We start from the raw sequence: 26,254 nt of genomic DNA on the forward strand, positions 1-26,254 counted from the left end.
AACCAACGTTCAGTGAGAGGAAAATACATACAAACAACCATAACAACAGGGAGGCTTACCCTTCCTGTTGCCATACTTATCACCATTGCATGTTGGGTGACGGTTTATTTCCTTGTCCCTGATGTGCCCAAAGAAGACACCACGCATTCTTTCTGGAAGCTACTGGAAAACTTTTCCATTCCCGGTTGGGCAAACAAACTAGCTTGTCTGCTCATTTATGTTGGAATAGGATATCTCCTTATCCAGATGAACAATACCTTTGGGCTGGTTCGGGTAAGGGCATCGGTGCAGACATCTATTTATTTATTGCTTATCGCCGTTTGTCCGCCCTTGCAGCAACTCTGCCCCGGTGATATAGCGACGCTGTTTTTTGTAGTTGCCATCTATTTGCTCTTTAGCACCTATCAGCGGATGCGATCATCAGGATACATATTCCATGCCTTCCTGTTTGTTGGGATCAGCAGCCTGATATTTCCACAGATCACACTGTTAACACCGATTCTATTGATTGGTGCCTTTACCTTCCAGTCGCTTAATATACGTAGTTTCTTTGCCGCTATCATTGGTTGGAGCTTTCCATACTGGTTCCTTTTCGGGCATGCGTACTTCTACGATAACGTGGAGTTGTTCTATGGCCCATTCGTAGAACTGGCAACTTTCTATCCTATAGATTTCACAGCCTTCGGGAACTGGGAGATCGCTATGCTGGGATACACCTTCGTCTTGTTTCTGGTAAGTTCCATCCATTGTTTCGTGCAAAGTTATAAAGACAAGATACGGACACGGGTACACCTGCGCTTCTTTATTCTGTTGAATGTTTGTATTTATATACTCATTGCTCTACAACCCATTCATTGTATGAACCTGCTTCCATTGTTATTGATAGGAGTAAGCATTCTTACAAGCCATATGTTTGTACTAACGAATAGTAAGGCATCGAATGTCTTTTTCGTCAGCACAATCATTGGTTTAATTCTCTTATTCGCCTATAACCTATGGACGCTTTTATAAACTTTCTCATTGAGTGGGGGTATGTCGGTATGTTCCTTTCGGCATTATTGGCCGGGAGTGCCGTACCATTCAGCTCAGAGGCCGTGCTGGCCGCATTGCTTCACCCATCTACAGGATTAAACCCGGTGCTCGTTATCTTATCGGCATCTGTAGGAAACCTGCTGGGAAGCCTGACGTGCTACTGGTTGGGGCATTTGGGAAAGATGGAGTGGCTGGTGAAGTATTTCCACATGAAAGAGGAGAAAATTATTCGCATGCAGAACTACCTGAACGGCCGGAGCGCATTCATGGCTTTCTTTGCGTTCCTACCCATCATAGGTACACTCATTGCCGTGGCCTTGGGGTTCCTGAGAAGTAATATATACGTTGTAAGTATCAGCATGTTTATTGGCAAAGTATTGCGATACATCGCAGTAGCTTATGCTGCCATAGAAGCATACAGTGCCATCGGATAAAGATGATGAAAAGAATTATTGAACATACAGACGACGGAAGTGCAACACTTTATGTTCCGGAAATGAACGAACATTACCACAGTGTAAAAGGCGCACGGACCGAATCACAGCATATCTTCATTGATATGGGTCTGAAACATGTTCAAACCGCACAGCCACATGTACTGGAAATCGGATTCGGCACAGGCTTAAATGCGTACCTGACTCTTCTTGCTGCCAATGAAACCGGAAAGAAAGTACACTATACCGGCCTGGAATTATATCCGTTGGAGTGGGATATGATCGCCGAACTGAATTACAGTGATGATCCGCTCTTCAAGCAAATCCACACCGCAGCATGGGAGGAAGAGGTAGAGATCAGCCCCAACTTTACACTACAAAAAAAGAAAACCGATTTTACGACCATCCATAAGGAAAACCACCCTCACCGCTACGATGTGGTGTATTTCGATGCCTTTGCACCCGAGAAACAACCGGAGATGTGGGAACAGCAACTCTTTAACCACATTTATTCCATTACGAATAGCGGAGGGGTATTGACAACTTATTGCGCCAAAGGAAGCATACGGCGTATGTTACAAGCAGCCGGATTCGTCGTTGAACGTCTGCCTGGTCCTCCGGGAGGCAAACGTGAAATATTAAGAGGCAGCAACGTGCCGCTGCAAAGTATTTAGAACCCTATACCTATAATATAACCGATGTATGAAAACAATAATCAAATTAACTGCCGTATTACTTATTATATCTTTCTCTGCCTGTACCGGACAAAGTAAAAAGGAAACCAAAGAGCGGGTGATTACCGTTACCATTGAACCCCAGCGTTATTTTACCGAGGCAATTGCCGGCGACCGCTTTACCGTTGTCAGTATGGTACCCAAAGGTAGCAGTCCGGAGACATACGATCCTACGCCCAAACAACTTGTCTCACTGGGAGAAAGTGAGGCTTATTTCCGCATCGGACATATTGGCTTTGAAGTGGCATGGATGGAAAGGTTAATGAAGAATGCACCACATACCCAGGTCTTTGACCTATCAAAAGGTATAGAGTTTATCCACGGACCCGGACATGCGCATGGCGACCATTACCATGTAGGAGGGGTAGACCCGCATACATGGAACTCGGCCATCAATGCCAAGATCATGGCAAATAATATCTTCCAGGCTCTATGTACACTCGATAAAGAAAATGAAGCTCACTATCTGGCACGCTACGACTCTCTGGTACATCGCATAGAAAGAACAGACAGTGTCGTGTTCCACATGCTGAAAGAAAATGATGAGGCCGATCATGCCTTTATGATCTACCATCCTGCTCTTTCTTACTTTGCCCGCGACTATGGCTTACATCAGATTTGCATAGAAGAGGGAGGTAAAGAACCATCCCCCGCCCACTTGAAAGAATTGATTGAGATTAGTAAGTTCGAGGATGTACGTGTTATCTTTGTACAACCCGAGTTTGACCAGCGCAATGCTGAGATTATAGCTAAAGAAACCGGAACAAAGATCGTTTCCATCAATCCGTTGTCTTACGACTGGGAGGAGGAGATGATACATATAGCAAAGAGTCTTGTGCCGTAGGGGCGGTTCACGAACCGCCCCTACAGTAAAAACAGTACTTCAATGACTAAACATTGCGAACATACACACCACAGTAACTCCAACTCGAGGCTAGAGCACCGGGATGGGGCTGAGATTCTTCTCTCCCTCCACGGAATCGCCGCTGCATACGATAACAAAACCGTCTTGCACGATATAAACCTCAATATCTACAAGAACGATTTTTTAGGTATCATCGGTCCGAATGGTGGTGGAAAGACTACCCTTATCAAAGTCATCTTAGGTCTGCTGAAACCTACAGCGGGAAGTATGCAATTCTTTGAGAACGGAAAGCCTGTAAACAGCCTGACTATGGGATACCTGCCTCAATATAATAGCATTGATAAGAAATTCCCGATTTCTATAGAGGAAGTCATCCTTTCCGGCCTCAGTTCAAAGAAATCCTTAACCAGCCGATTCACCAAACAGCAAAAGGATAAAGTACAAGATACCATCATCCGCATGGGATTAAAAGGATTAGAGAAGCGAGCCATAGGCCAGTTAAGCGGTGGACAACTTCAAAGAGCTTTACTCGGTCGGGCAATTATCTCCGATCCTCATTTGCTTATTCTTGATGAGCCAAGCACTTACATCGACAAGCAATTCGAAGCACGCCTATACGAATTGCTAACCGAAATAAACAAAGAATGTGCCATTATACTGGTTAGCCATGACATTGGTACGGTACTACAAAATGTAAAATCTATTGCCTGCGTTAATGAAACGCTGGACTATCATCCGGATACCGGCATCACAAGCGAATGGCTTGAAAAGAACTTCCACTGCCCTATAGAGGTGTTAGGACATGGAACAATACCGCACCGGGTGTTGGGTAAGCATGAACATTGATGTATTATCAAAGTTTCTTAATTCCTTATTCTCAACCCTATATTTTTACATTAAAATCGTATCTTTGCGCCCGTATATCGTTTTATGCCAACAAATAAACCCATATAAATGAAACAGTACAAGACCGTAAACACCCTGATGGGTTGGTTTACCTTTCTGATTGCTGCAATAGTTTACTGTATGACAGTAGAACCCACCGCAAGTTTCTGGGACTGCGGAGAGTTTATCACTTCAGCCTATAAACTGGAAGTAGGGCATCCCCCCGGAGCACCTTTCTTCATGCTCACAGCCAACTTCTTTACGCTCTTCACTAATGATACCACCCTGGTAGCCAAAATGGTTAACTACATGAGCGCCCTGATGAGTGCCGCATGTATCCTTTTCCTTTTCTGGAGTATCACCCATCTGGTTAAAAGGCTGGTTGTTGGGGTAACCAACACAACTAATACAGAAGCCGGAGAAGGATTAACTGTTGGAAAGAAAGAAGAAATGTCACTCGGCCAGATGATCACTATTATAGGCTCAGGACTTGTGGGTGCATTGGTATATACATTCAGCGATACATTCTGGTTCAGTGCTGTTGAAGGCGAAGTTTACGCATTCTCATCACTCTTTACCGCCGTGGTATTCTGGCTTATCCTGAAATGGGAAGAAGTAGCCGACCAACCACACTCTGACCGCTGGATTATTTTAATTGCATATCTTACCGGATTAAGTATCGGCGTTCACTTGCTGAACCTACTTTGTTTACCTGCCATTGTACTTGTTTACTACTATAAAAAGAAACCCGATGCCAACCTTAAAGGAAGCCTCCTTGCACTACTAGGTTCGGCTGTACTTGTGGCTGCTGTGCTCTACGGTATTGTACCGGGCGTTGTAAAAGTAGGCGGATGGTTCGAACTACTGTTTGTAAACGGACTAGGCATGTCATTCAACAGTGGTGTTATTATCTATGTCATTGTATTGGCTGCTGCCATTATCTGGGGTGTATACGAAAGTTACAACGAAACCAGCCGTCAGCGAATGAATATTTCTTTCCTTGTAACGGTTGCCTTGCTTGGTATTCCTTTCTATGGACATGGCACAAGCAGTGTAATTATCGGATTACTTGTATTGGGAGCGCTTGCAGCTTATCTGTTCGCTAAGAAAATAAACACTAAATACCAGATCAGTGCACGTACTATGAATACCGCTTTATTGAGTATCATGATGATCATGATCGGGTATTCATCGTATGCACTTATCGTTATCCGTTCCGTAGCCAACACGCCAATGGACCAGAACTCACCAGAAGACATTTTCACACTAGGCGATTATCTGGGACGTGAGCAATACGGAACACGCCCATTGTTCTACGGACAGGCATTCTCTTCGCGTGTTGCCCTTGATGTAAAAGACGGCTACTGCGAACCGCGTCAGACAAGCGAACGGGTGAAATATATCCGCAAAGAAAAGACCAGTCCGGAGGAGAAAGACAGCTATGTAGCCATCCCCGGCCGTGTGGAATATGCTTATGCACAGAACATGCTGTTTCCACGTATGTACAGTAGTGCACATACCGATCAATACCGCAATTGGGTAAATATCACAGGACGGGATGTGCCTTACGACCAATGTGGAGAGATGATCACTGTAAATATCCCCACGCAATGGGAAAACATAAAATTCTTCTTTTCCTACCAACTTGACTTTATGTACTGGCGCTACTTTATGTGGAACTTCGTAGGCCGCCAGAATGATATTCAGGGAAGTGGAGAGATTGAAAACGGTAACTGGATTACAGGAATTAAGTTCATCGACAACTTCCTTGTAGGCGATCAGGACCTGCTTCCACAAGAACTAAGGGAAAACAAAGGCCGAAACGTATTCTTTGGGATACCCCTCTTGCTGGGAATTATTGGCCTTGTTTGGCAGGCTTGCCGCGGGCAAAGAGGTGTTCAGCAGTTCTGGGTGGTATTCTTCCTGTTCTTTATGACAGGTATTGCTATTGTCCTTTACCTGAACCAAACACCGGGACAACCTCGCGAGCGTGACTATGCCTATGCCGGTTCGTTCTATGCCTTTGCCATCTGGATTGGTATGGGTGTAGCCGGAATTGTCCGTTTCTTACAAGATCACTTGAAGATGAAAGAACTCCCTGCGGCTGCCTTAACCTCAGCGCTTTGTGTTCTTGTTCCTATTCAAATGGTCGGACAAACGTGGGACGACCACGACCGCAGCGGACGTTATGTTTGCCGCGACTTCGGACAAAACTATCTGATGTCTCTTCAGGAAACCGGACATCCGATTATCTATACCAATGGTGACAACGATACATTCCCGCTGTGGTACAACCAGGAAACAGAAGGCTTCCGCACAGACGCCCGTACCTGTAACCTGAGCTATTTGCAGACTGACTGGTACATTGACCAGATGAAGCGTCCTGCATACGATTCTCCATCATTGCCCATCACCTGGGACCGTGTAGAATACGTAGAAGGAACAAACGAATACATTCAGGTTCGTCCTGACCTGATGAAACAGGTGGAACAGCTTTATACACAAGCCGATAATAATCCTGAGGTAAACTACGATGTTCGCAAGGAATTTGGTGACAACCCTTACGAGTTGAAGAATATCCTTAAGAATTGGGTACGCTCAGACAAAGAAGGACTTCGTGTTATTCCAACAGACAGTATAGTCGTTAAGGTGGATAAAGAAGCCGTACGCTGTTCGGGAATGACAATACCGGCTGCATTAGGCGATTCTATTCCGGATTATATGCACATCTCACTCAAAGGCAAACGTGTATTATACAAGAGTGAATTGATGATGCTGGAAATGCTTTCGAATGCCAACTGGGAGCGTCCTATCTATATGGCTATCACCGTAGGTTCTGAGAACAGGTTGAATATGGACAAGCATTTCGTACAGGAAGGTCTGGCTTACCGTTTCACCCCGTTCGATACCAAAGCGTTGGGTGCAACTATCGATACTGAAAAGATGTACGACAACCTGATGAACAAGTTCAAGTTTGGCGGTATTGATAAAGAAGGCATATACATTGACGAGAACGTAATGCGCATGTGCTATACGCACCGTCGTGTTTTCATGCAGTTAGTCAGCCAGCTATTGAAAGAAGGTAAGAATGATAAGGCACTAAAAGCGCTTGACTATTGCGAGCAGATGATACCTGCCTCTAATGTTCCTTACGACTTCCAGAACAGTTCGCTGGATATGGCCGAAGCTTACTACAAACTAGGTGAGACAGAAAAAGCAGATAAGATTATCGATGCTTTGGCAAATAAGTCGGTAGAATATACCACATGGTATTTGTCTATGAACGACTATAATATGACCATTTCATCAAGAGAAATACAAACTCATTTTGCCGTGTTGGATGAATGTGTACGCATCATGGAAGACAACAAGTCGTCGCTCCACGAGAACTACTCAAAACGCTTCCAGGAGTTGTACAGTATGTACGTGATGCGCGTTAAGGGCAAACAACCGGCTCAATAGTTATTAGTAAAGCATGTTTATTGAACAACCTTCGATAATACTCCGGGCGTTATACCCGAAAGCTATTTGGCGGATGGACCCTAAGGAGAAAGCTGTTTACCTGACTTTTGACGATGGACCCATCCCGGAAATAACTCCCTGGGTGCTTGATTTATTGGATAAATACGAGATTAAAGCTACCTTCTTTATGGTAGGCGATAATATACGCAAGCACCCTGAAACATTCCGCATGGTGGTTGAACGTGGTCATCGCATAGGAAACCACACCTTCAACCACATACGAGGATTTGAATTTCTGAGTAAGAATTACCTGGCCAATACGGATAAGGCCAATGAAATGATGAAAACGGACCTATTTCGTCCACCTCATGGGCATATGCGCTGGGCACAGTACCATGTGCTTAAGAAGTATTATAAGATTGTGATGTGGGATCTTGTTACCCGCGATTACAGTAAAAGGAAGAATGGTAAACAGGTATTCGAGATTGTGAAGAAATACGTGCGTAATGGCTCCATTATCACATTCCACGATTCGTTGAAAGCCGAGAATAACATGAAGTATGCTTTACCTCGTTCTATTGAATGGTTGAAGGAACAGGGGTATGAATTTAAGCTACTATAATAAAGAGTCTAATCCTCTTCCTGCCCCCTCCGAGGCTGTGTAAAAACTCCCATTCGTCATTGCGAACCGTAGGTGAAGCAATGACGAATGGGAGTTTTTACACAGCTTCCTCCAAAGGGGAGGAATTAAATTCTTATATTAATCTAATCCTATTTAACCGTAACCGTAAGCGGGTTACGTACTTTCTGAGCATATTCCGAAACATATTTGTCCCAGCTTGCAGCGTCTTTGATTGCTGCTTTTTCCCATGCCGAACCAAAGTAATAGATGTAGTCTGATCCTGGTTCATAATCGCTGATAGCAAGTACATGACCATCGGCTCCACCTCTTTCTTTTTCTCTTTCTTCCTGAGAGAAATATACCGCTTTAGCCTCTTTCACTGTACCCGGTACGGCTACACCAACGAAGATCTTTCCGTTACCTGCTGTTGCGTTATCCGTAGGATCTACATAAGTGGTGTATCCATTAGCAGCATCGGCAGCAATTACGGCAGTTCCGTCGGGTTCGTGAAGAACAAGACCCGCAGCAATTTGTACAGGTTCGGTTAAACCCGAGTAAGATACGATAGCTTTATTCAGGTAAGAGCCTGCATCAAGGCTGATTACGCGTGTTTCAATAACGTTAGCATTGTCCTTTACCGTCAATGGGTTATACTGCAATTGCAGAGTAAAACGCAACGGACCGTTGTCAAGGATCTCATATGTTTTGTAGCAGTATGGATATACGATTTGACCATCAACCATCAAAGCAGCTGTACCACCACCTAGTGTTGGGCCTACTTTATAGCAATCCAAACCGTTGCCATGATCGTTGTGATAGGATGTTGCTGCACGCAACTCCTGAGCAGCCTTAGGATCAACTTTCTTCAAGCTGTCGATCTTGGCCAATGTTTCAGGATTCAGTTCCATAGCATAGCGGGCTTCTACAACGGGTTCGGTGGTGTTGTATTTCGTCCACACATCATAGCCGAAAGCTCTCTCACCGTTAGCTTGCAAAGCGGGGCCATAGGTACGGAAAGCAACCACGTCGTTTTCCCATGCAATATCGTCTACACGTTCGGGGTAGTGTCTTCCACAGGCTACAACCGGTACATCGGCAGGAGTTCCGGTTTTAATAGTATAAACAGCCGACTTGCCGGCAGGTACATTGGCCTGGAAGATTATTTTTTCATCAAATGTAATTTGATAAGGGATTTCTGTTCCTTCAGCGTCATTGATAATGATCTGTCCGTCGTTAGGGAGCTGCAATAAGGTTGATACTTCGTCCATAGACACTTCAACCATTTCGTTAGCTCTGTCTAGCGCCATGTCGTTGGTTACAGTTACTGTAACTGTTTTGCTTTCATTACAAGCTGTCATAACGAAAGCGGTCATCAATATAAAAAGAATCTTTTTCATTTGCTTCTTTATTGTAGGGGCGGTTCGTGAACCGCCCACTGTTTAATTTTGACTATATTGGGCGGTTCGCGAACCGCCCCTACAGCTATATCACAGCCTGGATACAGCGGCTTGCCGCACCTGGGTGCAGCGCCTCGCTGCTTAAGGTTGTTTACCGATATAAGCTAAGATACCGCCGTCAACGTATAATACGTGACCATTCACGAAGTTAGAAGCTTCAGAAGCCAGGAACACAGCAGGACCTACCAGGTCTTCCGGATTTCCCCAACGGGCAGCCGGTGTTTTAGCAATGATGAATTGATCGAAGGGGTGACGAGATCCATCGGCTTGTGGTTCTCTCAACGGAGCTGTTTGCGGAGTAGCGATGTAACCCGGGCCAAGGCCGTTACATTGGATGTTGTATTCGCCATATTCAGAAGCAATATTGCGGGTCAACATCTTCAAACCACCTTTAGCGGCAGCGTAAGCCGATACGGTTTCACGTCCCAATTCGCTCATCATAGAGCAGATGTTGATGATTTTACCGCTATTTTGTTTCATCATAGAAGGAAGAACTGCCTTAGCCATGATAAACGGACCATTCAGGTCGATATCAATTACCTGACGGAATTCGGCTGCTTTCATTTCGTGCATAGGGATACGTTTGATGATACCGGCGTTGTTTACCAATATATCAATTACGCCTACTTCTTTTTCAATCTGGGCAATCACAGCGTTCACTTGATCTTCGTTTGTTACGTCACAAACATATCCGTGAGCTTTAATGCCTTCTGCTTCGTAGGCAGCAAGACCTTTATTTACCAAATCCTGATTAATATCGTTGAATACAACTGTTGCGCCTGCTTTAGCAAATCCGCTGGCAATAGCGAGGCCAATACCATAAGAAGCACCTGTTACGAGTGCAATTTTACCTTCTAATGAAAAGTTTGCCATTTTATAAGAGTTAGTGGCTAGTAGCCGGAGCTAGTAGCCAGGTTAATGAATTATTATTATAATAGTAGTTAGAAGTCAGAAGCTAGTAGTTAGGCTATAAACAACAATAAAGAAAATATATAAGACCTGGCTACTTACTTCTAGCTTCTAGCTACTGTTTCTAGCTACTGTAAATCTGTAATAAGCGAGAAGTCCTGATCGCCATAGTCGAGGTTTTCGCCACCCATACCCCAGATGAAAGTATAGTTGTGGGTTGCCGCTGCCGAGTGGATAGACCATTCGGGAGACAGTACAGCCTGGTCGCCCTTCATCCACAGGTGACGGGTTTCGTCTACTTCGCCCATGAAGTGGCATACGGCATGTTCTTCGGGTACTTCAAAGTAGAAGTATGCTTCCATACGGCGTGAGTGTACGTGAGCCGGCATGGTGTTCCATACGCTGCCCGGAGCCAATTCCGTCATACCCATCTGTAGCTGGCATGTAGGCAGTACCTGATTAACCAACATTTTGTTGATGTTACGGTGGTTGGAGCCTTCCAAAGATCCCATCTCTGCAACTACGGCATCGGCTTTCGTTACCTTCTTGTCGGGATAGTTTCTATGGGCGGGAAGCGAGTTGAAGTAAAACTTAGCGGGTTTAGAAGCATCTTTGCTTTCGAAAGTCACTTCTCTGTCGCCCGAACCCAGGTATAGGGCTTCTTTGTAGTCCAACTCGAATACAGCGTCGCCGGCTTTTACTACACCGGCACCTCCTACATTATAAATACCCATTTCGCGACGGGTCAGGAAGAAGGGAGCCTTCAACGGATCAATAGCTTCCAATGACAATGTTTCGCCTACCGGCATAGCACCGCCTACAACCATACGGTCGTACATGGAATATACCATATTTACTTCGTTCTTCGAGAAAACGGTTTCGATAAGGAAGTCTCTACGAATTCGCTTCGTATCATAACTTTTCGCATCTTCGGGATGCGCCGCATAGCGGATTTCATAATTTGTTTTCATAATGCATATAGTTTATTTGTTTCTATCGTTTGCGCACACGGTACAAAAATAATAAAAGAAATGGTTATTTACAATAAAACGGTTGTTATTATCGTTTTATAGAAATTCCCTGCAAACTTTTCAATAGTTTAACACTATATTTACGAACGAAACGAGCGTTATACCTAGCTATAATATCGTTCTATATCCGCATAGGCAAAGACAGGGTTACGGTGGTGCCTCCTCTTAATTTGCTTTCGGCAGTGATTTCTCCTTTAAGCAGGCGTGCAAACTCGCAGGATAGGATCAACCCAATGCCTGTTCCGGATTCATTGTTTGTGCCCAGCGAGGAGTGAGCCGTTCCAAGGTCGAAGACATCATGTATGACTTTTTCGGACATACCGACGCCGTTATCCTGAACAGATATGTAATAGGAGCGATGGTCTTTCCGTATCGAAATCGCCACGCGTCCATGCTCGGGGGTGTATTTAATGGCGTTGTCGAGAAGGTTTCTCAGTATGGCATTCAGCATACTGGTATCTGTACGTATCGGATAGTCGGTCGAGTCATCAAAATGGATGGTAATGTCTTTCAGGTATGCAGCCGAATGGGCCATACGGACGGCGCCGAGAAGGATGGACTTTAGGTTTATCTCCTCGGGCGAAACAACGATTCCGTCTTGCAACCGCGACCATTCGAGCAGGTTCATCAGTAGGTCGTATATCCGGAAGGATGAGGAGTTGATCATTTCGGCGCACTCTTTTATTTTTTTATCATCGCGGCTGTCTACTGCGTGCATTAGCATTTCGCTGAATTCCATAACGACATTAAAAGGATTGCGCAGGTCATGGGCGATGATGGAAAGCAGCTTGTTTTTGGTTTGGTTTGACTCTTCCAGCTTGGCCGTTAATGCCTGGCGCTCGCGCAGGGCGAGGACCATTTTGTTGATGGCATAGGAGAACTCGCCGGAGAAAAATACGCGCTGGTCGTAAACGCCATCTCCGATTTGCTGGATTTGCCAGGTGAGATAGCGCAGTTCGGATTGCAACTGCTTGTATGGGTTAATAAACGGGTTTCTTTCGGGGGTTTCTGTGTTGAGTTTGCCACGAGAAAGATCGAGTATAAACTGATAGCTATCGCTGTATTGGTTGTTTAGCTTGCAAAGTTTATCAGAGAGTTCGTTCAGAAGTGGATTATCCGAAGCCTTCATTTCATCCTTCGAGATCTTCGCCGGCTTATTGCCGGACGAGATCTCATCTACCATCTTTATCAACCGGGTGATTATTTCACTTTCCTCCATAGTTACAAGGGATGAACGTTTATCTTGGATTAATGGTAAACCGGCAGGTTCTTTCGCCTGTAGTCCAGCAATCTATTTCTTTCACAATGAAGTCGCGACCGGTATATACGTGGAATATTCCTTCGATAAATCCTTCGTCATAATCGCAAACGGTGACTCCTTTTATAGGCAGGCCGGAGCAGTCGAGGTCTTCGGATACGGTAACGGTAAATCTGAGGTTTTCGGGGTCGGATTTTTCTACCCTCAATATGCCTATGGACAGATCGACCAGCGCTTTATCGAGCTGGGCAATAAATTTATTCAGAGGCAGAGTGGTGTCGAGCACGTTCTTACAGAATTCGCGACCGGCAAGCCGACCGGCCATTACCAATAGTTCGCGCGTACGTTCATCGCCGTATTCTTTCTCGAGAACGGCTCTCATCGTGTACTGCATCAGGCGGTAAACCGCAACATTTGTTTTGTTTCCAAGATTAGGGCGTCCTTCTGCAATATCGCCCAGTTGGTTCCATGAAAAGTTGTATTCTTCCATTTGTTCTTAGCACTGTTGTTAAGTGGTTAATAGGACTTTGTTTGCTAAAAATAAGACAAATTTTCTCAATTCCAAAGGTAAAGGTGATTTTTAATAGATTGGAGCAAACTTTGAGAGAAGCGATGCACGCCTGCAAGTAGTGTGAGGGTTTGCTTAAAAGACCGTTTGGTTTTCGATAAAGAGGTGGATTTCTTTCGGTCTGAAAGTAGCATTGGTTTTCAAACACCCGGGTCTTTCGGTCAGGAAGACCCGGGTCTTTCACATCCATACACCCGGGTCTTTTGAACTGATACACCCGGGTGTATGCAAGGTTGATCCGGTTGCTTATGACCTCTATAGTAGTTTCTTTGCACAGTTTCTCTTATGGTAGAAGACATAAAAGGTAGTTGTTTTTGCTGCTCACCGCGTGATACTTGTGACATTAGCGTGTGACTTTTGTGCTAAAACAAAGAATCGTTCTCCTCTGAATATCAGCACATTGCATGGCTTTGTGTGATTTGTGACACATCTTTGGAATAAAAATCGCATGTATAGCCGGTAAAGGCAATGTCCGTAGGTCAGAGCGGACGCTCATTATAAGCATAGAGAAGAATTATATCAATAAATGAAAGATATTGCATAATAAATGCAATATTCTTCAATTTATTGTCCCCATTATCATTTTTATATCTATCTTCGCACCAGTTTACCTATTTAGCATTTATAGTACAAAGCAACAAATTTAGACAACTATTTTAATTTATGAGAGCAGTAAAACAAGCATTTATTTGGTGTTTGGGTGGAGTATTATTATGGAGTTTACAGAGCTGTCAGGACAAAGACCTGTACGATAAACCCACCGATCCTGAGAAACCTTCGAAAGAAGACTATTTTGATTTCTCTATCAACAGCGACGTTCAGTTAAACATTGACTACGGATTCAGCAATTATCATGTTGTTTTTGAAGTATACCCGGAGAATCCTCTGACCGAGGACCAATACGGTAATGCCATTAAGACAACCGAAGAACCTTTGCTGCGTGCATACACCGACAACAATGGTAAGTACGACAATGGAATTACAATCCCGGCGTATTTAGAGAATGTATACCTGTATTCGGATTACATCGGAACGATAAGTCCGGTTAAGTTGAGCGTCTCGTCCGATGGCGTGATCAGTTATAATCAAAAAGCCTACATTGCCGGTATGTCATCTGCCGGTACCCGTGGCACGACTGGCAACAACAGATCCTATCCCGATGGTTACCTTGTATTGGGCGACTGGGATGCCAAAGGCCGTCCCGACTATCTGAAAGAAAGCAGATATGATGTGCCCGCTAACTTTGTGAATGCCATCAAAAAGTATTTTGATAATGCCGGCGATGATCCTTATGGTAGTGGATTCCCGGGACTACATCCGCATCTGTTTGGAGCAAATGCCGATATGGATATACATGTAATAAAGGACACCGAAGTTAATCTGGTGATGTTGCACAGTGGTGCTGCTTATCATAATACGGTAGGTTATTATACATACCCAACAAACACTCCGCCTACCAGCCGCGACGATATCAAGAATCCCGTGATTGCTTTCCCACGTATTACCGCAACCTGGCAAACAGGCGATAATACCCCGGGCGCATTCTATGGCGATCAGGTTCAGCTTAAATACTGGAATGCTGCAACCGGTACGTTTGAGAATAAATTCCCTGCCGGTACAAGCATCGGTTGGTTCATTATATCGGATGCGACGAACAATGCCAACAGAAATGTAATGGATAATGTAACTGGTGGTAGCACAAAAGCCACATTCTACTCTACCAGCGCAGATTTTGCATATTACAGTCAGGCAAATGAATTCCTGGTTGGCGACCAATACAAGCAACGCGTAGCAGGGTTATTGTATGATCAGGATACAAAGCACTTGATCTCGTTGACATTTGAAGATCGTATGAGCAAGACCTTAACCAACAACTACTACGACGCAGGATTCTTCGTACATATCGTCGAAGCAAATGCCATCGACCCTCTTCCTGAACTTCCTCCCGGTAACGGTGGCGATGATCCGGTTTACACTTCTTATCGTGGCCGCCTGGCATTCGAAGATATGTGGCCCGAGAAGGGCGACTATGATATGAATGACATGGTTATTGATTACGAAAGCAAGCAATACACCGCTTTCGGTTCCTATAACCTAGTGAAGATTGTAGATACATTTACTCCGATACATAATGGTGCAAAATACACAAACGGATTCGGGTATCAGCTTATGGGACGTTTCACAGAAAATGGAAAACCTGTCGACCGCTTCGTGGAAGCTTCTGCTATTAAATCCATAACCATTGAGCCTAAAGAATATACATCGAAGTTCATGAAGGGTAACACGCTTGAGCCGGGGCAAAGTTCTCCAACGATTGTTCTGTTTGATGACTTGAAAGATGTATTGGCTAAAGGAATTCAATTTACCGTAACGACCGAACTGAGTGGCAATGGTGTTTATGACCGCTATGCAAGACCACCATATAATCCTTTCGTTATTATAGAAACAGGCAATGGCAGAGGACGTGAGGTGCACATGGTTAATTACCCGCCAACATCTTTGGCCGATATGAGCCTCTTTGGAACAAAGAATGATGAGTCTGATCCGGAACAGGGATTATATTATGTATCAAGCCTGGATTATCCTTTCGCCCTTCTATGTCCAAATGGTTTCCGTTGGCCGGTTGAATCTACTCCAATCAGCGAAGCCTATCCAAAGTTCTCAAAATGGGTAGAAAGCAATGGAACTCAAGAACAAAATTGGTATAACTCGCCTACCGCAGGTAAGGTGCAATAATAATCATATGCTAACACACAAAAAAGGTGCTTCCGGAATGGAAGCACCTTTTTCATTCTATCAGAGGTTGATTATTTCGAATACTTACCCCAGTCAATATTTCTCATATCACCTGTTTCATTGAAAACAGCATGCATACCAAGTGCAGCCTGAATGCAATGAGGCGTCTGTCCTTTACCTGCCAGTTTCACATAATCCCAAAGGATTTGCTTGTAGTCAGGATGTGCACAATTCTCGATGATAGCACGTGAACGTTCTACCGGACTCTTTCCGCGCAGGTCGGCGATACCTTGTTCGGTGATAACCACATTTACCGAGTGCTCGTTGTGGTCGTGGTGCGATACCATCGGAACAATAGAACTGATCATGCCACCTTTAGCCACAGAAGGACAAGAGAAGATAGAGATAAAGGCATTGCGGGTGAAATCGCCCGAACCACCAATACCATTCATCATCTTCGTTCCTGTGATATGCGTAGAGTTAATATTACCATAAATATCAGCTTCAATTGCTGTATTCATAGCAATGATTCCCAAACGACGAACGACTTCGGGATTATTAGAGATTTCCGAAGGGCGAAGCACCAACTTGTCGCGGAAGAAGTCCATATCGTTATAGATCTCATCCAAACAACCATTGGTAACGGACAATGAACAAGTACTACCAAACTTGATACGTCCTTCTCTCATCAACTTAATCACTGAGTCTTGAATAACTTCAGTATACATCTCAAAAGCAGGGATCGTCTTATCGCGTCCCAACGCTCCTAATACTGCATTGGCGATATTGCCTACACCCGATTGCAGAGGAAGGAAGGTAGATGGAATAATACCACGTTTCATATCCGCAGCCAGGAAGTTGGCTACATTAATACCGATCTGATCGGTGATAGGATCTGGTTCGGTAAAATCGCGCGCTTCATCACACAGGTTTACTTCTACCACGCCTACAATCTTCTTAGGATCTACCTGAACGTAAGGCTTACCGATGCGGTCGTTGGGTTTATAGATTGGAATTTCGCGACGGTAAGGAGGATCAAGTGGTTCGTACACATCGTGCAATCCCATCATGCTCTTGCTATGCGCGCTGTTTAATTCCACAATAATCTGATCGGCCAGGCGGCAGATAGACGGGCTGATACCCCCGGCGGCAGTCAGGTAGATTTTACCATCTGCTGTCAGTTCGCAAGCCTCAATGATAGCTACGTTTACCTTTCCAAGGAAACCGAAGCGCACTTCCTGAGCCATTTGTGAGAGGTGAATATCGTTGTATGCAATTTCTCCGCTGTTCACCGCCTTGCGGAAATCTCCGTTCGTGGTATAAGGAGCGCGGTAGCGTAGGGCTTTAGCGCGTGACAACACTCCGTCGCAAGAGTCACCTGTCGATGCACCGCTCAGGATGTCAATCTGAAAAGGGTTGCCCTTGGCATGTTCTTCTTCTGCAATTTTAGCAATCTCAGGGGTTACGGCTTTGGGTGTTCCTGCAGGGGTAAATCCGCTAACTCCCACCACATAGCCATGTTTTACAATACTCGCAGCTTCTGCTGCAGTCAAGATTTTAAATGACATAATGATTATAGTATATTTTCGTGATTAGATTATCATTTAATATTTCCTGTTTAGGATCTCGGACCAAATGATGCCCCGTCGCACCTCTTCGGCAGATTCGATATTAAACTCTTGATTGCCACTGGACTCTTCCTGAATAGGCGGTGGCGGTGGTATTTCCGATTTTTGGGTTTGTCTTCGCGGAGTATGTTCTGCGGTCTTTGGAGCAGAAGGGGGTAAGTCATAGTCATAGGAAAGAAATGGCGCAGGATTGGTTCTTTCGTATTCCATATCCTCCATTTCCCTGTCTCTCTGGGGTATATTCATCTTGGGGCGCTGCTGCTTCCCTTCTTCACCGTTGCCAATAGCTTTCCTTACAACAGCGAAGATAATGATACCAATGACGATGAGTACTTGAACAATATCTCCCATACAATTTCGGAATTGATTGCCAAAGATATGGATTTAATCTGATAGAAACTAAGAATATAGCATGAAAAAAGGGCAGCTTCACAGCTCCCCTTAATTTTTTTAACCTAAACCTTAACTATGAAAAAATCTAATGTTTCTTTCATTTCACAAATATGTGAATTATTATAAAAGAGGCAAAATAGTTCTCAAAAAAATATGCACCCCCTTAACATTTATTATATATTTTGTCCCCAAAATGGCCTTTTTAACGGTATTTCTAGCCGGATTTACCCTACTACTATTGCAAAGTGAATATGGTGTCACTGAAGATATTCCATTTTGAAACGATGTAAGTTATGCAGTATTTTGTATTTTTTGCGTTTATTATGTATTGGCAACACCCGAATCTAAATTATAACTAAACTTAAATTGCATTGATTATGAAAACTAACCTATTCTACCTATTCCTGATAACCTCTTTATTGATGGGCTTAAGCGCTTGTGACGACAATGATGAACGGCACAACAAAGAGATGGTCGTAACTATTGCTTCGGAAAAAAAGATATTTGATGGCGATTTTTTGTTTTCGCCTTATTGGGCAAAGGAAGCAGGTGATGATAAATGGAGCGCTATTGATGCTATTGGAGGTTTTGAACATGAAGACGGTTATGAGTGCGTATTGAGAATTTGGCGTGAGAAATGGCACGACGGTGAAGTTGCAGATGCCAGTATATACAGATATAAACTTCTGGAAACTCTGTCTAAGGTAAAGAAAGACTCCGAGAATATTCCTTCTCAACATCTTTTCATTCAAATAGCTTCCCGGAAAACAGGAGATCCCGATATGCCATATTATGCCAGATTGGGCGGGGAGAATTGGAAACCATTTCCCAATATTGAGGGTTTTGTCCATGAAGTAGGGCATGAATACCGTTTGATTATATCCAGAAATTTTCAAGGTAGTGATGCTCCTGCTAAATTCACTTACTCTTATGTGAGCACTAGTGAAGATAAAGAGATAGATACGAGTGGTTTACCTCAATAATTACCTCCGATGCATGGCTTGAAAGCCTTTTTACGCTACTTTTCAGTTTTCTAAAGCATATTTTGCGTTTTTGCGATTATCTTTGTACCCGAATTTAAATCGTAAGAACATGAAGGAATTAGCGGGAGCAGACTTTAAATCTGCAACTGTAGATGACAACAAGAAGTTGTTCATCGAAACCTACGGCTGCCAAATGAATGTGGCTGATAGTGAAGTTATTGCATCGGTTATGCAGATGGCGGGTTATTCGCCGGCAGAACGATTGGAAGATGCCGATGCAGTGTTTCTAAACACCTGTTCCATTCGCGACAACGCGGAACAGAAGATTCTTAATCGCCTGGAGTTCTTCCATGCGATGCGTAAGAAGCGCAAAAAACTGATTGTCGGTGTATTGGGTTGTATGGCCGAGCGTGTGAAGGACGACCTGATCGAACATCACCATGTGGATTTGGTAGTTGGTCCCGATGCCTATCTTACTTTGCCCGAGTTGATTGCTGCTGTTGAGGCTGGCGAAAAGGCGATCAATGTAGCACTGTCTACTACGGAAACTTACCGGGATATAATCCCCTCGCGAATCTGTGGGAATCATATATCGGGTTTTGTATCTATTATGAGGGGTTGCAATAATTTCTGCACCTATTGTATTGTGCCTTACACGCGTGGACGCGAAAGAAGCCGTGATGTGGAAAGCATCCTCAATGAAGTAAAAGACCTGATGTCTAAAGGCTACAAGGAAATAACCTTACTGGGACAAAATGTAAACTCTTATCGCTTTGAAAAGGGCGAGAGCGTAATCACGTTCCCTATGCTGCTACGTACGGTAGCCGAAGCTGCTCCGGGCGTCCGCATTCGCTTTAGTACATCTCACCCAAAAGATATGAGTGATGAGACGATCAAGGTAATTGCTGAAGTGCCTAATGTATGTAAGCACATTCACTTGCCGGTGCAGAGTGGCAGCTCGGAAGTACTGAAGAAGATGAACCGTAAATATACCCGCGAATGGTATTTGGAACGAGTAGATGCTATTCGTCGCATGATTCCGGATTGCGGATTAAGTACAGATATTTTCTCGGGTTTCCACTCCGAAACCGAAGAGGACCACAAGCAGTCTCTCTCCTTGATGGAGATTTGTGGATTTGATTCTGCTTTTATGTTTAAATACTCTGAGCGTCCCGGTACCTATGCATCAAAACATCTGAAAGATGATATACCTGAGGAGGTGAAAGTAGCCCGGTTGAATGAAATTATCGCATTACAAAACCGCCTATCCGCCGAATCGAACAATCGTTGTATTGGAAATGTATATGAGGTATTGGTAGAAGGAACCTCCAAACGCTCGCGCGAACAACTCGTAGGACGAACCGAACAAAACCGTGTGGTGGTGTTCGACCGGGGTAATCACAAAATCGGCGATTATGTCAATGTGAAGATTACCGAGGCCAGTTCGGCTACTCTAAAAGGCGAAGCCTTTTAGAGTAGAAAATTGAAAGTTGAAAGTTGAAAGTGATCCATGCGGCATCGCAACTTTCAACTTTCAACTTTCAATTTTCAACTCTAAAAGACTACCTGTCCGGCATAATAATCCAAAGAATTATATAAATTGGTATTCCTGCGAAGGCAGTGAAGATAGTGAGTAGTGCATACACCAGGCGGGCTATTGTATAATCCATTCCGAAGTACTCGGCAATTCCGCCACATACTCCGGCTATTACTTTGTTCTTCGATTTCACTAATCGTTTCGTCATATTCTTATTGCTATTGGTTTGGCAACAAAAATAGCGATAAATGGAGGCTTCCTACCTTAATATATTATTAAAAGACCTTAAAGAATAATACCTACATCACATTTTATTTGTTTCTTTGCACCATATTTGGGTAAACTGTACCTTGTTTTCGATAACATTTCAGTACTGTAAAGAGAACGAATGGATAAATTCATTGTAAAAGCCTGTCCGCAGTGTAGCGGTACGCACCTAAAGCACGTCATGACTTGTACGGATTTTTATGCTTCAGGCGAGCAGTTCGAGTTACATTCCTGTGAAGATTGTCAGTTTACATTTACCCAAGGGTTTCCTACCGGAGCTGCAATGGATAGATATTATGAAAGCTCCGATTACATTTCCCACTCCGATACCAAAAAAGGAATGATGAACAGTGTTTATCACCGGGTGCGTGCGTACATGCTCGGTAGAAAAGCGCGTTTGGTAGCGAAGGAGGCACGCCGTACTTCCGGTAAATTGCTGGACATAGGTACGGGTACCGGATATTTCGCGTCTACTATGGTAAAGAAGGGCTGGGAAGTTGAGGCTATTGAAAAGAATGCTCAGGCACGGGCGTTCGCCAAAGAAAGATTTGACCTGGATGTGCGGCCGGAAACGGATTTAAGTACTTTTGCGCCAAATACCTTTGATGTAATCACGCTTTGGCATGTAATGGAGCACCTGGAAAACCTGAACGAAACCTGGGACCGGTTATTTGAATTACTGACCGATAAGGGTATCCTGATCATTGCAGTGCCCAACCGTGCATCTTATGATGCCGAAAAGTATGGTGCTAACTGGGCGGCTTATGACGTGCCCAGGCATCTTTGGCATTTTACGCCGGGAACCATTCAACAATTTGGTTCCAAGCATGGTTTTATTATGGCAGAGCGCTATCCGATGCCCTTTGATGCCTTTTACGTATCCATGTTGAGCGAAAAGAACATGAAAAAGGGGTTTACCTTTTTGCGTGGTATGTATGCAGGTATGATGGCTTGGTTCAGCGCATTGGCAAGGAAAGAAAGAAGCAGTTCGATGATTTACGTATTTAGAAAGAAACGCAATGAAAAATAAACAGAGTAACGCGCCTTCTTATTTTGATATGCAATTTATCACCTCAAGTATCAGTACCATGCTGGTGTTGCTGTTGCTTGGGCTTGTGGTGTTCTTTGTGTTGGCGGCGAATAATCTGTCGGTTTATGTGCGTGAGAATCTGACGTTTGCTGTGCTTATCAGCGATGATATGAAGGAGGCTGATATCCTGAATCTGCAAAAGAAGCTCAATAAGGAGGCTTTCGTCAAAGAATCTGTTTATATATCCAAGAAGCAGGCGTTGAAGGAACAGACCGAGGCTATGGGTACTGATCCGCAGGAGTTCTTAGGTTATAATCCTTTTAAGGCGTCTATTGAGATCAGGTTGAACTCTGCGTATGCCAATTCGGATAGTATTGCCAAGATAGAGAAGTTTATTAAACAGAACAATAATATACAAGAAGTGCTGTACCAGAAGGAGTTGATTGATGCGGTGAATGATAATATTCAAGCCATTAGCCTTGTGCTTCTGATCTTAGCACTTGTATTGACGCTTATATCTTTTGCATTGATCAATAATACAATACGCCTGACGATTTATTCCAAGCGTTTCCTGATTCATACCATGAAGTTGGTTGGGGCAAGTTGGGGCTTCATCCGCAAGCCTTTCCTGCAACGGAATATATGGAGTGGGGTATTGGCGGCTATCCTGGCAAACGCTATATTGATGGGTGTTGCCTATTGGTTGGTGTCTTATGAGCCGGAGTTGCTTCGGGTGATTACGCCGGAGGTGATGCTCTATGTTATGATTGCCGTATTGGCATTCGGAATAATTATCACTTTCTTATGTGCTTATATATCAATCAATAGGTACCTGAGGATGAAAGCGAATACATTATATTATATATAGGGTTTTGAGTTTTGAGTTATGAGTTTTGAGTGCCTGCGGTAGACAAACTTATAACCCAAAACTCATAACTCAAAACTTAAAACTTATAACTTAAATGGATAAACAGAAATTCGCCTTTGACAAAACGAACTTTATCCTTCTGGCAATCGGAATGGCGGTTGTTATTCTGGGATTTGTTCTGATGTCGGGCCCTGCATCAACAGAAACTACTTTTGAGCCTGATATTTTTAGTGTACGTAGAATCAAGGTTGCGCCGGCAGTTTGTTTTTTCGGCTTTGTATCTATGATATTTGCCGTATTACGTAAGCCTAAAGCGAAGAATTAAGGATGGAGTGGTTTGAGGCGCTTATCCTTGGGTTGATCCAGGGATTAACGGAATATCTTCCGGTGAGTAGTAGTGGACACCTGGCCATTGGTGCTGCTTTGTTTGGACATACTGGAGAGGAGAATCTGACGTTTGCTGTGGCTGTACACGCGGCTACGGTACTGAGTACGATAGTTGTGCTTTGGAAGGAGATAGAATGGATTGTGAAAGGCGTATTTAAATTCCAGTGGAATGAAGAAATGCGCTACGCGGTGAACATCGTCGTTTCCATGATACCTATCGGTATTGTAGGCGTATTCTTCAAGGATGAAGTGGCGGCTATTTTTGGCGAAGGATTGCTGCTGGTAGGCTGCATGTTGTTACTGACGGCCGTTTTGCTTACTTTCTCTTATTATGCAAAACCCAAACAGAAGGATAAAATATCGGTGAGAGATGCCTTTATAATAGGTCTGTCTCAGGCATTTGCTATCTTTCCGGGGTTGTCCCGTTCGGGCACAACGATTGCTACCGGATTGCTTTTAGGAAACAAGAAAGAAAGCATTGCTCAGTTCTCATTCCTGATGGTGCTTATCCCGATCATGGGCGAGGCGTTGCTGGATTTGATGAAGGGAGGGTTTAGTCCTGCCGAGTCGGGTATTCCAACCTTGTCGCTGGTGATTGGATTCCTTGCGGCTTTTGTTTCGGGTTGCGTGGCTTGCCGTTGGATGATTAATATCGTGAAGAAAGGAAAACTTATATATTTTGCCATTTATTGTGCCATTGCAGGAGCGGTCACAATCGGGCTAACGCTTTTATAAGTTATAAGTTTTGAGTTTGGAGTTTTGAGTTGCCATGCGGTACATTGGCTCATAACGCTAACTCATAACTCAAAACTCATAACTCAAAACTGAATATGAATTTTAAAAAAGGAGAAGTACTTTACTTTGATAAACCGCTGACGTGGACGTCGTTCAATTTGGTGTCTCGTGTGCGGTATCATTTAAGCAGGAAACTGGGAGTAAAGAAGTTGAAGGTTGGTCATGCCGGTACGTTAGACCCCCTGGCAACGGGGGTAATGATTATTTGTACGGGCAAGGCAACCAAACGGATAGAAGAGTTTCAATATCATACCAAAGAGTACGTGGCTACCATACAGCTTGGTGCAACCACGCCATCGTATGATTTGGAGAAAGAGATAGACGCTACCTACCCTACGGAGCATATTACCGAAGAAATGGTGGCAGAGATGTTGAAGAAGTTTATAGGCGAAATCTGGCAAACGCCGCCGGCTTTTTCGGCCTGTAAAGTAGATGGAACCCGCGCCTATGACCTGGCTAGGAAGGGAAAGGAAGTAGACCTGAAACCCAAACTGCTGGTCATCGACGAGATAGAGCTGTTGGAGTGTAATCTGCCGGAGATTAAGATCCGTGTAGTGTGTAGTAAAGGAACCTATATCCGCGCCTTGGCTCGCGATATTGGAGAGGCGCTCGGTAGCGGCGCTCACCTCACCGGACTGATCCGCACCCGTATTGGGGAGATCACACTCGATAAATGTATGGATGTTGACACCTTCCCTGAGTGGTTGGAGCAGCAGACGATTGAAATGGAAGAAGATAAGATTTAAAAAGAAAGAATATGAAACTATCGCAATTCAAGTTTAAACTACCGGAGGATAAGATTGCCCTGCATCCGGCGAAGTACAGAGACGAGTCTCGCTTAATGGTTCTTCATCGCGAAACCGGAGAGATTGAGCACAAAGTGTTTAAGGACATCATGGATTATTTTGATGATAAAGACGTGTTTATCTTCAACGACACCAAGGTATTCCCCGCCCGCCTGTATGGAAACAAAGAAAAAACCGGCGCTCGCATTGAGGTATTCCTGCTTCGTGAGTTGAACGAAGAGCTGCGGTTGTGGGATGTATTGGTTGACCCGGCACGTAAAATCCGTATCGGCAACAAGCTTTACTTTGGCGATGACGATTCGATGGTGGCCGAGGTAATCGACAACACCACCTCGCGCGGTCGTACGCTTCGTTTCTTGTATGATGGTCCGCACGACGAGTTTAAGAAAGCCTTGTATGCGCTGGGCGAAACACCACTGCCGCATACCATCGTTAACCGTCCGGTAGAACCCGAAGATGCCGAACGTTTCCAGTCTATCTTCGCGAAAAACGAAGGCGCTGTAACTGCTCCTACTGCCAGTCTGCACTTTAGCCGCGAACTGCTGAAACGCTTGGAAATCAAAGGTATTAACTTTGCATACGTCACGCTTCATGCTGGTTTGGGTAACTTCCGCGATATTGATGTGGAAGACCTGACCAAGCACAAAATGGACTCCGAACAAATGGTGGTTAACGATGAAGCTGTGCGCATTGTGAACAACGCCAAAGACCTGCGCCGCAATGTTTGCGCCGTTGGAACAACCGTGATGCGTGCCATTGAAAGCACCGTAAGCACCGACGGGCATCTGAAAACTTACGAAGGCTGGACCAATAAGTTCATCTTCCCTCCTTACGATTTCACCGTGGCCAACAGCATGGTGTCTAACTTCCACATGCCACTATCGACCTTGTTGATGATTGTTGCAGCGTTTGGTGGTTACGATCAGGTGATGAACGCATACCAGGTAGCTTTGAAAGAAGATTATCGCTTTGGTACATATGGCGATGCTATGCTTATCGTAAAATAAAAACCGATGGCGAGGGTATATCTTGGACTTGGCACCAATCTGGGCGATAAGGAAAAGAATCTTCGCGAAGCCATACAAAAAATAGAAGAGCGGGTAGGGGATATACATTCCTTATCCGCTTTTTATGCAACCGCACCCTGGGGGTTTGAGTCGGAAAACACTTTCTTGAATGCTGCCGCTTGTGTAGAAACCCTTCTCTCTCCCCGTGAGCTGTTGACCGTAACCCAACAAATAGAACGGGAAATCGGCAGGACTACGAAGTCCGTAAACCACGCCTATGCCGACAGGTTAATTGATGTTGACCTGCTGATGTATGACGATCTGATTATCAATGAACCTGATCTCGTTCTTCCACACCCTTTGATGCACGAACGCCGGTTTGTTATGGAACCGCTTGCAGAAATTGCTCCCGATCTGGTACATCCTGTTTTGACCACCGGCAAAGCACCCGGGTCAAGACCCATCACAATGAGAGAACTGTTTGAAGCTATATAATAGAGCAGTTCCGGGCTATATAGCAGAGCGACTTTGAGAAACTTTCTCATTGTTCGTGAGAAACT

The 26,254-nt window shown here is 44.3% G+C and carries 25 protein-coding genes; 17 read left to right on the plus strand and 8 right to left on the minus strand.

The genetic code is table 11. The annotated features are described in order from the left end of the window. The first annotated feature begins 12 nt into the window (after positions 1–12). The 7 genes from D0T87_RS01500 to D0T87_RS01530 all read left to right on the plus strand — a co-directional run bounded on the left by D0T87_RS01500 (position 13) and on the right by D0T87_RS01530 (position 8,034). Positions 13–1,011: a hypothetical protein gene (locus D0T87_RS01500; protein WP_163172114.1), complete on the plus strand. Its 999-nt coding sequence runs from the start codon at positions 13–15 to the stop codon at positions 1,009–1,011. Then, a complete protein-coding gene (locus D0T87_RS01505; protein WP_163172116.1) occupies positions 996–1,466 on the plus strand; it encodes a YqaA family protein in 471 nt (156 codons plus the stop codon). The genes D0T87_RS01500 and D0T87_RS01505 overlap by 16 nt, the downstream gene beginning before the upstream one ends. 5 nt (positions 1,467–1,471) lie before the next feature. Then, positions 1,472–2,140: a tRNA (5-methylaminomethyl-2-thiouridine)(34)-methyltransferase MnmD gene (gene mnmD / locus D0T87_RS01510; RefSeq protein WP_163172293.1), complete on the plus strand. Its 669-nt coding sequence runs from the start codon at positions 1,472–1,474 to the stop codon at positions 2,138–2,140. Positions 2,141–2,168: 28 nt separating this feature from the next. Further along, positions 2,169–3,044, plus strand: a complete 876-nt coding sequence (locus D0T87_RS01515) for a metal ABC transporter solute-binding protein, Zn/Mn family (RefSeq protein ID WP_163172118.1) — start codon at positions 2,169–2,171, stop codon at positions 3,042–3,044. Between the two features lie 42 nt (positions 3,045–3,086). Continuing rightward, complete coding sequence (locus tag D0T87_RS01520; protein WP_163172120.1) at positions 3,087–3,911, plus strand: metal ABC transporter ATP-binding protein; 825 nt, start codon at positions 3,087–3,089, stop codon at positions 3,909–3,911. Between the two features lie 108 nt (positions 3,912–4,019). Beyond that, the gene (locus tag D0T87_RS01525; protein WP_163172122.1) at positions 4,020–7,412 is read left to right on the plus strand and encodes a DUF2723 domain-containing protein; all 3,393 of its coding nucleotides are present in this window, start codon (positions 4,020–4,022) and stop codon (positions 7,410–7,412) included. A gap of 13 nt (positions 7,413–7,425) precedes the next feature. Further along, positions 7,426–8,034 (plus strand): polysaccharide deacetylase family protein, encoded by a 609-nt coding sequence (locus D0T87_RS01530; RefSeq protein WP_163172124.1) that lies wholly within the window; start codon positions 7,426–7,428, stop codon positions 8,032–8,034. A gap of 149 nt (positions 8,035–8,183) precedes the next feature. Here D0T87_RS01530 and D0T87_RS01535 read toward each other — a convergent pair whose 3' ends face one another. The 5 genes from D0T87_RS01535 to D0T87_RS01555 form a co-directional block, all read right to left on the minus strand. Then, positions 8,184–9,431: a DUF4861 domain-containing protein gene (locus D0T87_RS01535; RefSeq protein ID WP_163172126.1), complete on the minus strand. Its 1,248-nt coding sequence runs from the start codon at positions 9,429–9,431 to the stop codon at positions 8,184–8,186. 141 nt (positions 9,432–9,572) lie between these two features. After that, the gene (locus tag D0T87_RS01540) at positions 9,573–10,364 is read right to left on the minus strand and encodes a gluconate 5-dehydrogenase (RefSeq protein ID WP_163172128.1); all 792 of its coding nucleotides are present in this window, start codon (positions 10,362–10,364) and stop codon (positions 9,573–9,575) included. Positions 10,365–10,528: 164 nt separating this feature from the next. Then, positions 10,529–11,371, minus strand: coding sequence for a 5-dehydro-4-deoxy-D-glucuronate isomerase (gene kduI / locus D0T87_RS01545; protein ID WP_163172129.1), 843 nt, complete (start codon positions 11,369–11,371; stop codon positions 10,529–10,531). A gap of 181 nt (positions 11,372–11,552) precedes the next feature. After that, positions 11,553–12,650, minus strand: a complete 1,098-nt coding sequence (locus D0T87_RS01550; protein ID WP_163172131.1) for a sensor histidine kinase KdpD — start codon at positions 12,648–12,650, stop codon at positions 11,553–11,555. Positions 12,651–12,669: 19 nt separating this feature from the next. After that, a complete protein-coding gene (locus tag D0T87_RS01555; protein WP_163172133.1) occupies positions 12,670–13,179 on the minus strand; it encodes a V4R domain-containing protein in 510 nt (169 codons plus the stop codon). Between the two features lie 741 nt (positions 13,180–13,920). Here D0T87_RS01555 and D0T87_RS01560 point away from each other — a divergent pair. Beyond that, on the plus strand, positions 13,921–15,993 hold the full coding sequence (locus D0T87_RS01560; RefSeq protein WP_163172135.1) for an LruC domain-containing protein: 2,073 nt from the start codon (positions 13,921–13,923) through the stop codon (positions 15,991–15,993). 71 nt (positions 15,994–16,064) lie between these two features. Here the strand turns inward: D0T87_RS01560 and D0T87_RS01565 are convergent, their stop codons facing one another. Both D0T87_RS01565 and D0T87_RS01570 read right to left on the minus strand, forming a co-directional pair. Beyond that, positions 16,065–17,561, minus strand: coding sequence for an acetyl-CoA hydrolase/transferase family protein (locus D0T87_RS01565; protein ID WP_163172144.1), 1,497 nt, complete (start codon positions 17,559–17,561; stop codon positions 16,065–16,067). Between the two features lie 36 nt (positions 17,562–17,597). Then, positions 17,598–17,972, minus strand: a complete 375-nt coding sequence (locus D0T87_RS01570) for a hypothetical protein (protein WP_163171591.1) — start codon at positions 17,970–17,972, stop codon at positions 17,598–17,600. A 419-nt stretch (positions 17,973–18,391) separates the two neighbouring features. Here D0T87_RS01570 and D0T87_RS01575 point away from each other — a divergent pair, with 419 nt between their 5' ends. Next, positions 18,392–18,997, plus strand: coding sequence for a DUF4377 domain-containing protein (locus D0T87_RS01575; RefSeq protein WP_163172146.1), 606 nt, complete (start codon positions 18,392–18,394; stop codon positions 18,995–18,997). A gap of 109 nt (positions 18,998–19,106) precedes the next feature. Beyond that, positions 19,107–20,471, plus strand: a complete 1,365-nt coding sequence (miaB, locus tag D0T87_RS01580) for a tRNA (N6-isopentenyl adenosine(37)-C2)-methylthiotransferase MiaB (RefSeq protein WP_163172148.1) — start codon at positions 19,107–19,109, stop codon at positions 20,469–20,471. An 88-nt stretch (positions 20,472–20,559) separates the two neighbouring features. On the opposite strand, the gene D0T87_RS01585 is transcribed toward miaB, so the two are convergent. Further along, complete coding sequence (locus D0T87_RS01585) at positions 20,560–20,742, minus strand: PspC domain-containing protein (RefSeq protein WP_163172150.1); 183 nt, start codon at positions 20,740–20,742, stop codon at positions 20,560–20,562. 180 nt (positions 20,743–20,922) lie between these two features. Here D0T87_RS01585 and D0T87_RS01590 point away from each other — a divergent pair, with 180 nt between their 5' ends. The 7 genes from D0T87_RS01590 (at position 20,923) to folK (ending at position 26,189) form a co-directional block, all read left to right on the plus strand. Then, entirely contained in the window at positions 20,923–21,831 is a 909-nt protein-coding gene (locus tag D0T87_RS01590; protein ID WP_163172152.1) for a bifunctional 2-polyprenyl-6-hydroxyphenol methylase/3-demethylubiquinol 3-O-methyltransferase UbiG, read from the plus strand. Continuing rightward, positions 21,821–22,699: an ABC transporter permease gene (locus D0T87_RS01595; protein WP_163172154.1), complete on the plus strand. Its 879-nt coding sequence runs from the start codon at positions 21,821–21,823 to the stop codon at positions 22,697–22,699. The genes D0T87_RS01590 and D0T87_RS01595 overlap by 11 nt, the downstream gene beginning before the upstream one ends. A 94-nt stretch (positions 22,700–22,793) precedes the next feature. Next, positions 22,794–23,024, plus strand: a complete 231-nt coding sequence (locus D0T87_RS01600) for a DUF3098 domain-containing protein (RefSeq protein WP_163172156.1) — start codon at positions 22,794–22,796, stop codon at positions 23,022–23,024. A gap of 2 nt (positions 23,025–23,026) precedes the next feature. After that, entirely contained in the window at positions 23,027–23,821 is a 795-nt protein-coding gene (locus tag D0T87_RS01605) for an undecaprenyl-diphosphate phosphatase (RefSeq protein WP_163172158.1), read from the plus strand. A 95-nt stretch (positions 23,822–23,916) separates the two neighbouring features. Further along, complete coding sequence (gene truB, locus D0T87_RS01610) at positions 23,917–24,627, plus strand: tRNA pseudouridine(55) synthase TruB (RefSeq protein WP_163172160.1); 711 nt, start codon at positions 23,917–23,919, stop codon at positions 24,625–24,627. An 11-nt stretch (positions 24,628–24,638) separates the two neighbouring features. Beyond that, entirely contained in the window at positions 24,639–25,694 is a 1,056-nt protein-coding gene (gene queA, locus D0T87_RS01615; RefSeq protein ID WP_163172162.1) for a tRNA preQ1(34) S-adenosylmethionine ribosyltransferase-isomerase QueA, read from the plus strand. Positions 25,695–25,700: 6 nt separating this feature from the next. Then, the gene (gene folK / locus D0T87_RS01620) at positions 25,701–26,189 is read left to right on the plus strand and encodes a 2-amino-4-hydroxy-6-hydroxymethyldihydropteridine diphosphokinase (RefSeq protein ID WP_163172164.1); all 489 of its coding nucleotides are present in this window, start codon (positions 25,701–25,703) and stop codon (positions 26,187–26,189) included. Positions 26,190–26,254: the final 65 nt, after the last annotated feature.

Source organism: Bacteroides sp. 51 (genome assembly GCF_010500965.1).
Classification (GTDB): Bacteria; Bacteroidota; Bacteroidia; order Bacteroidales; family Bacteroidaceae; genus Bacteroides.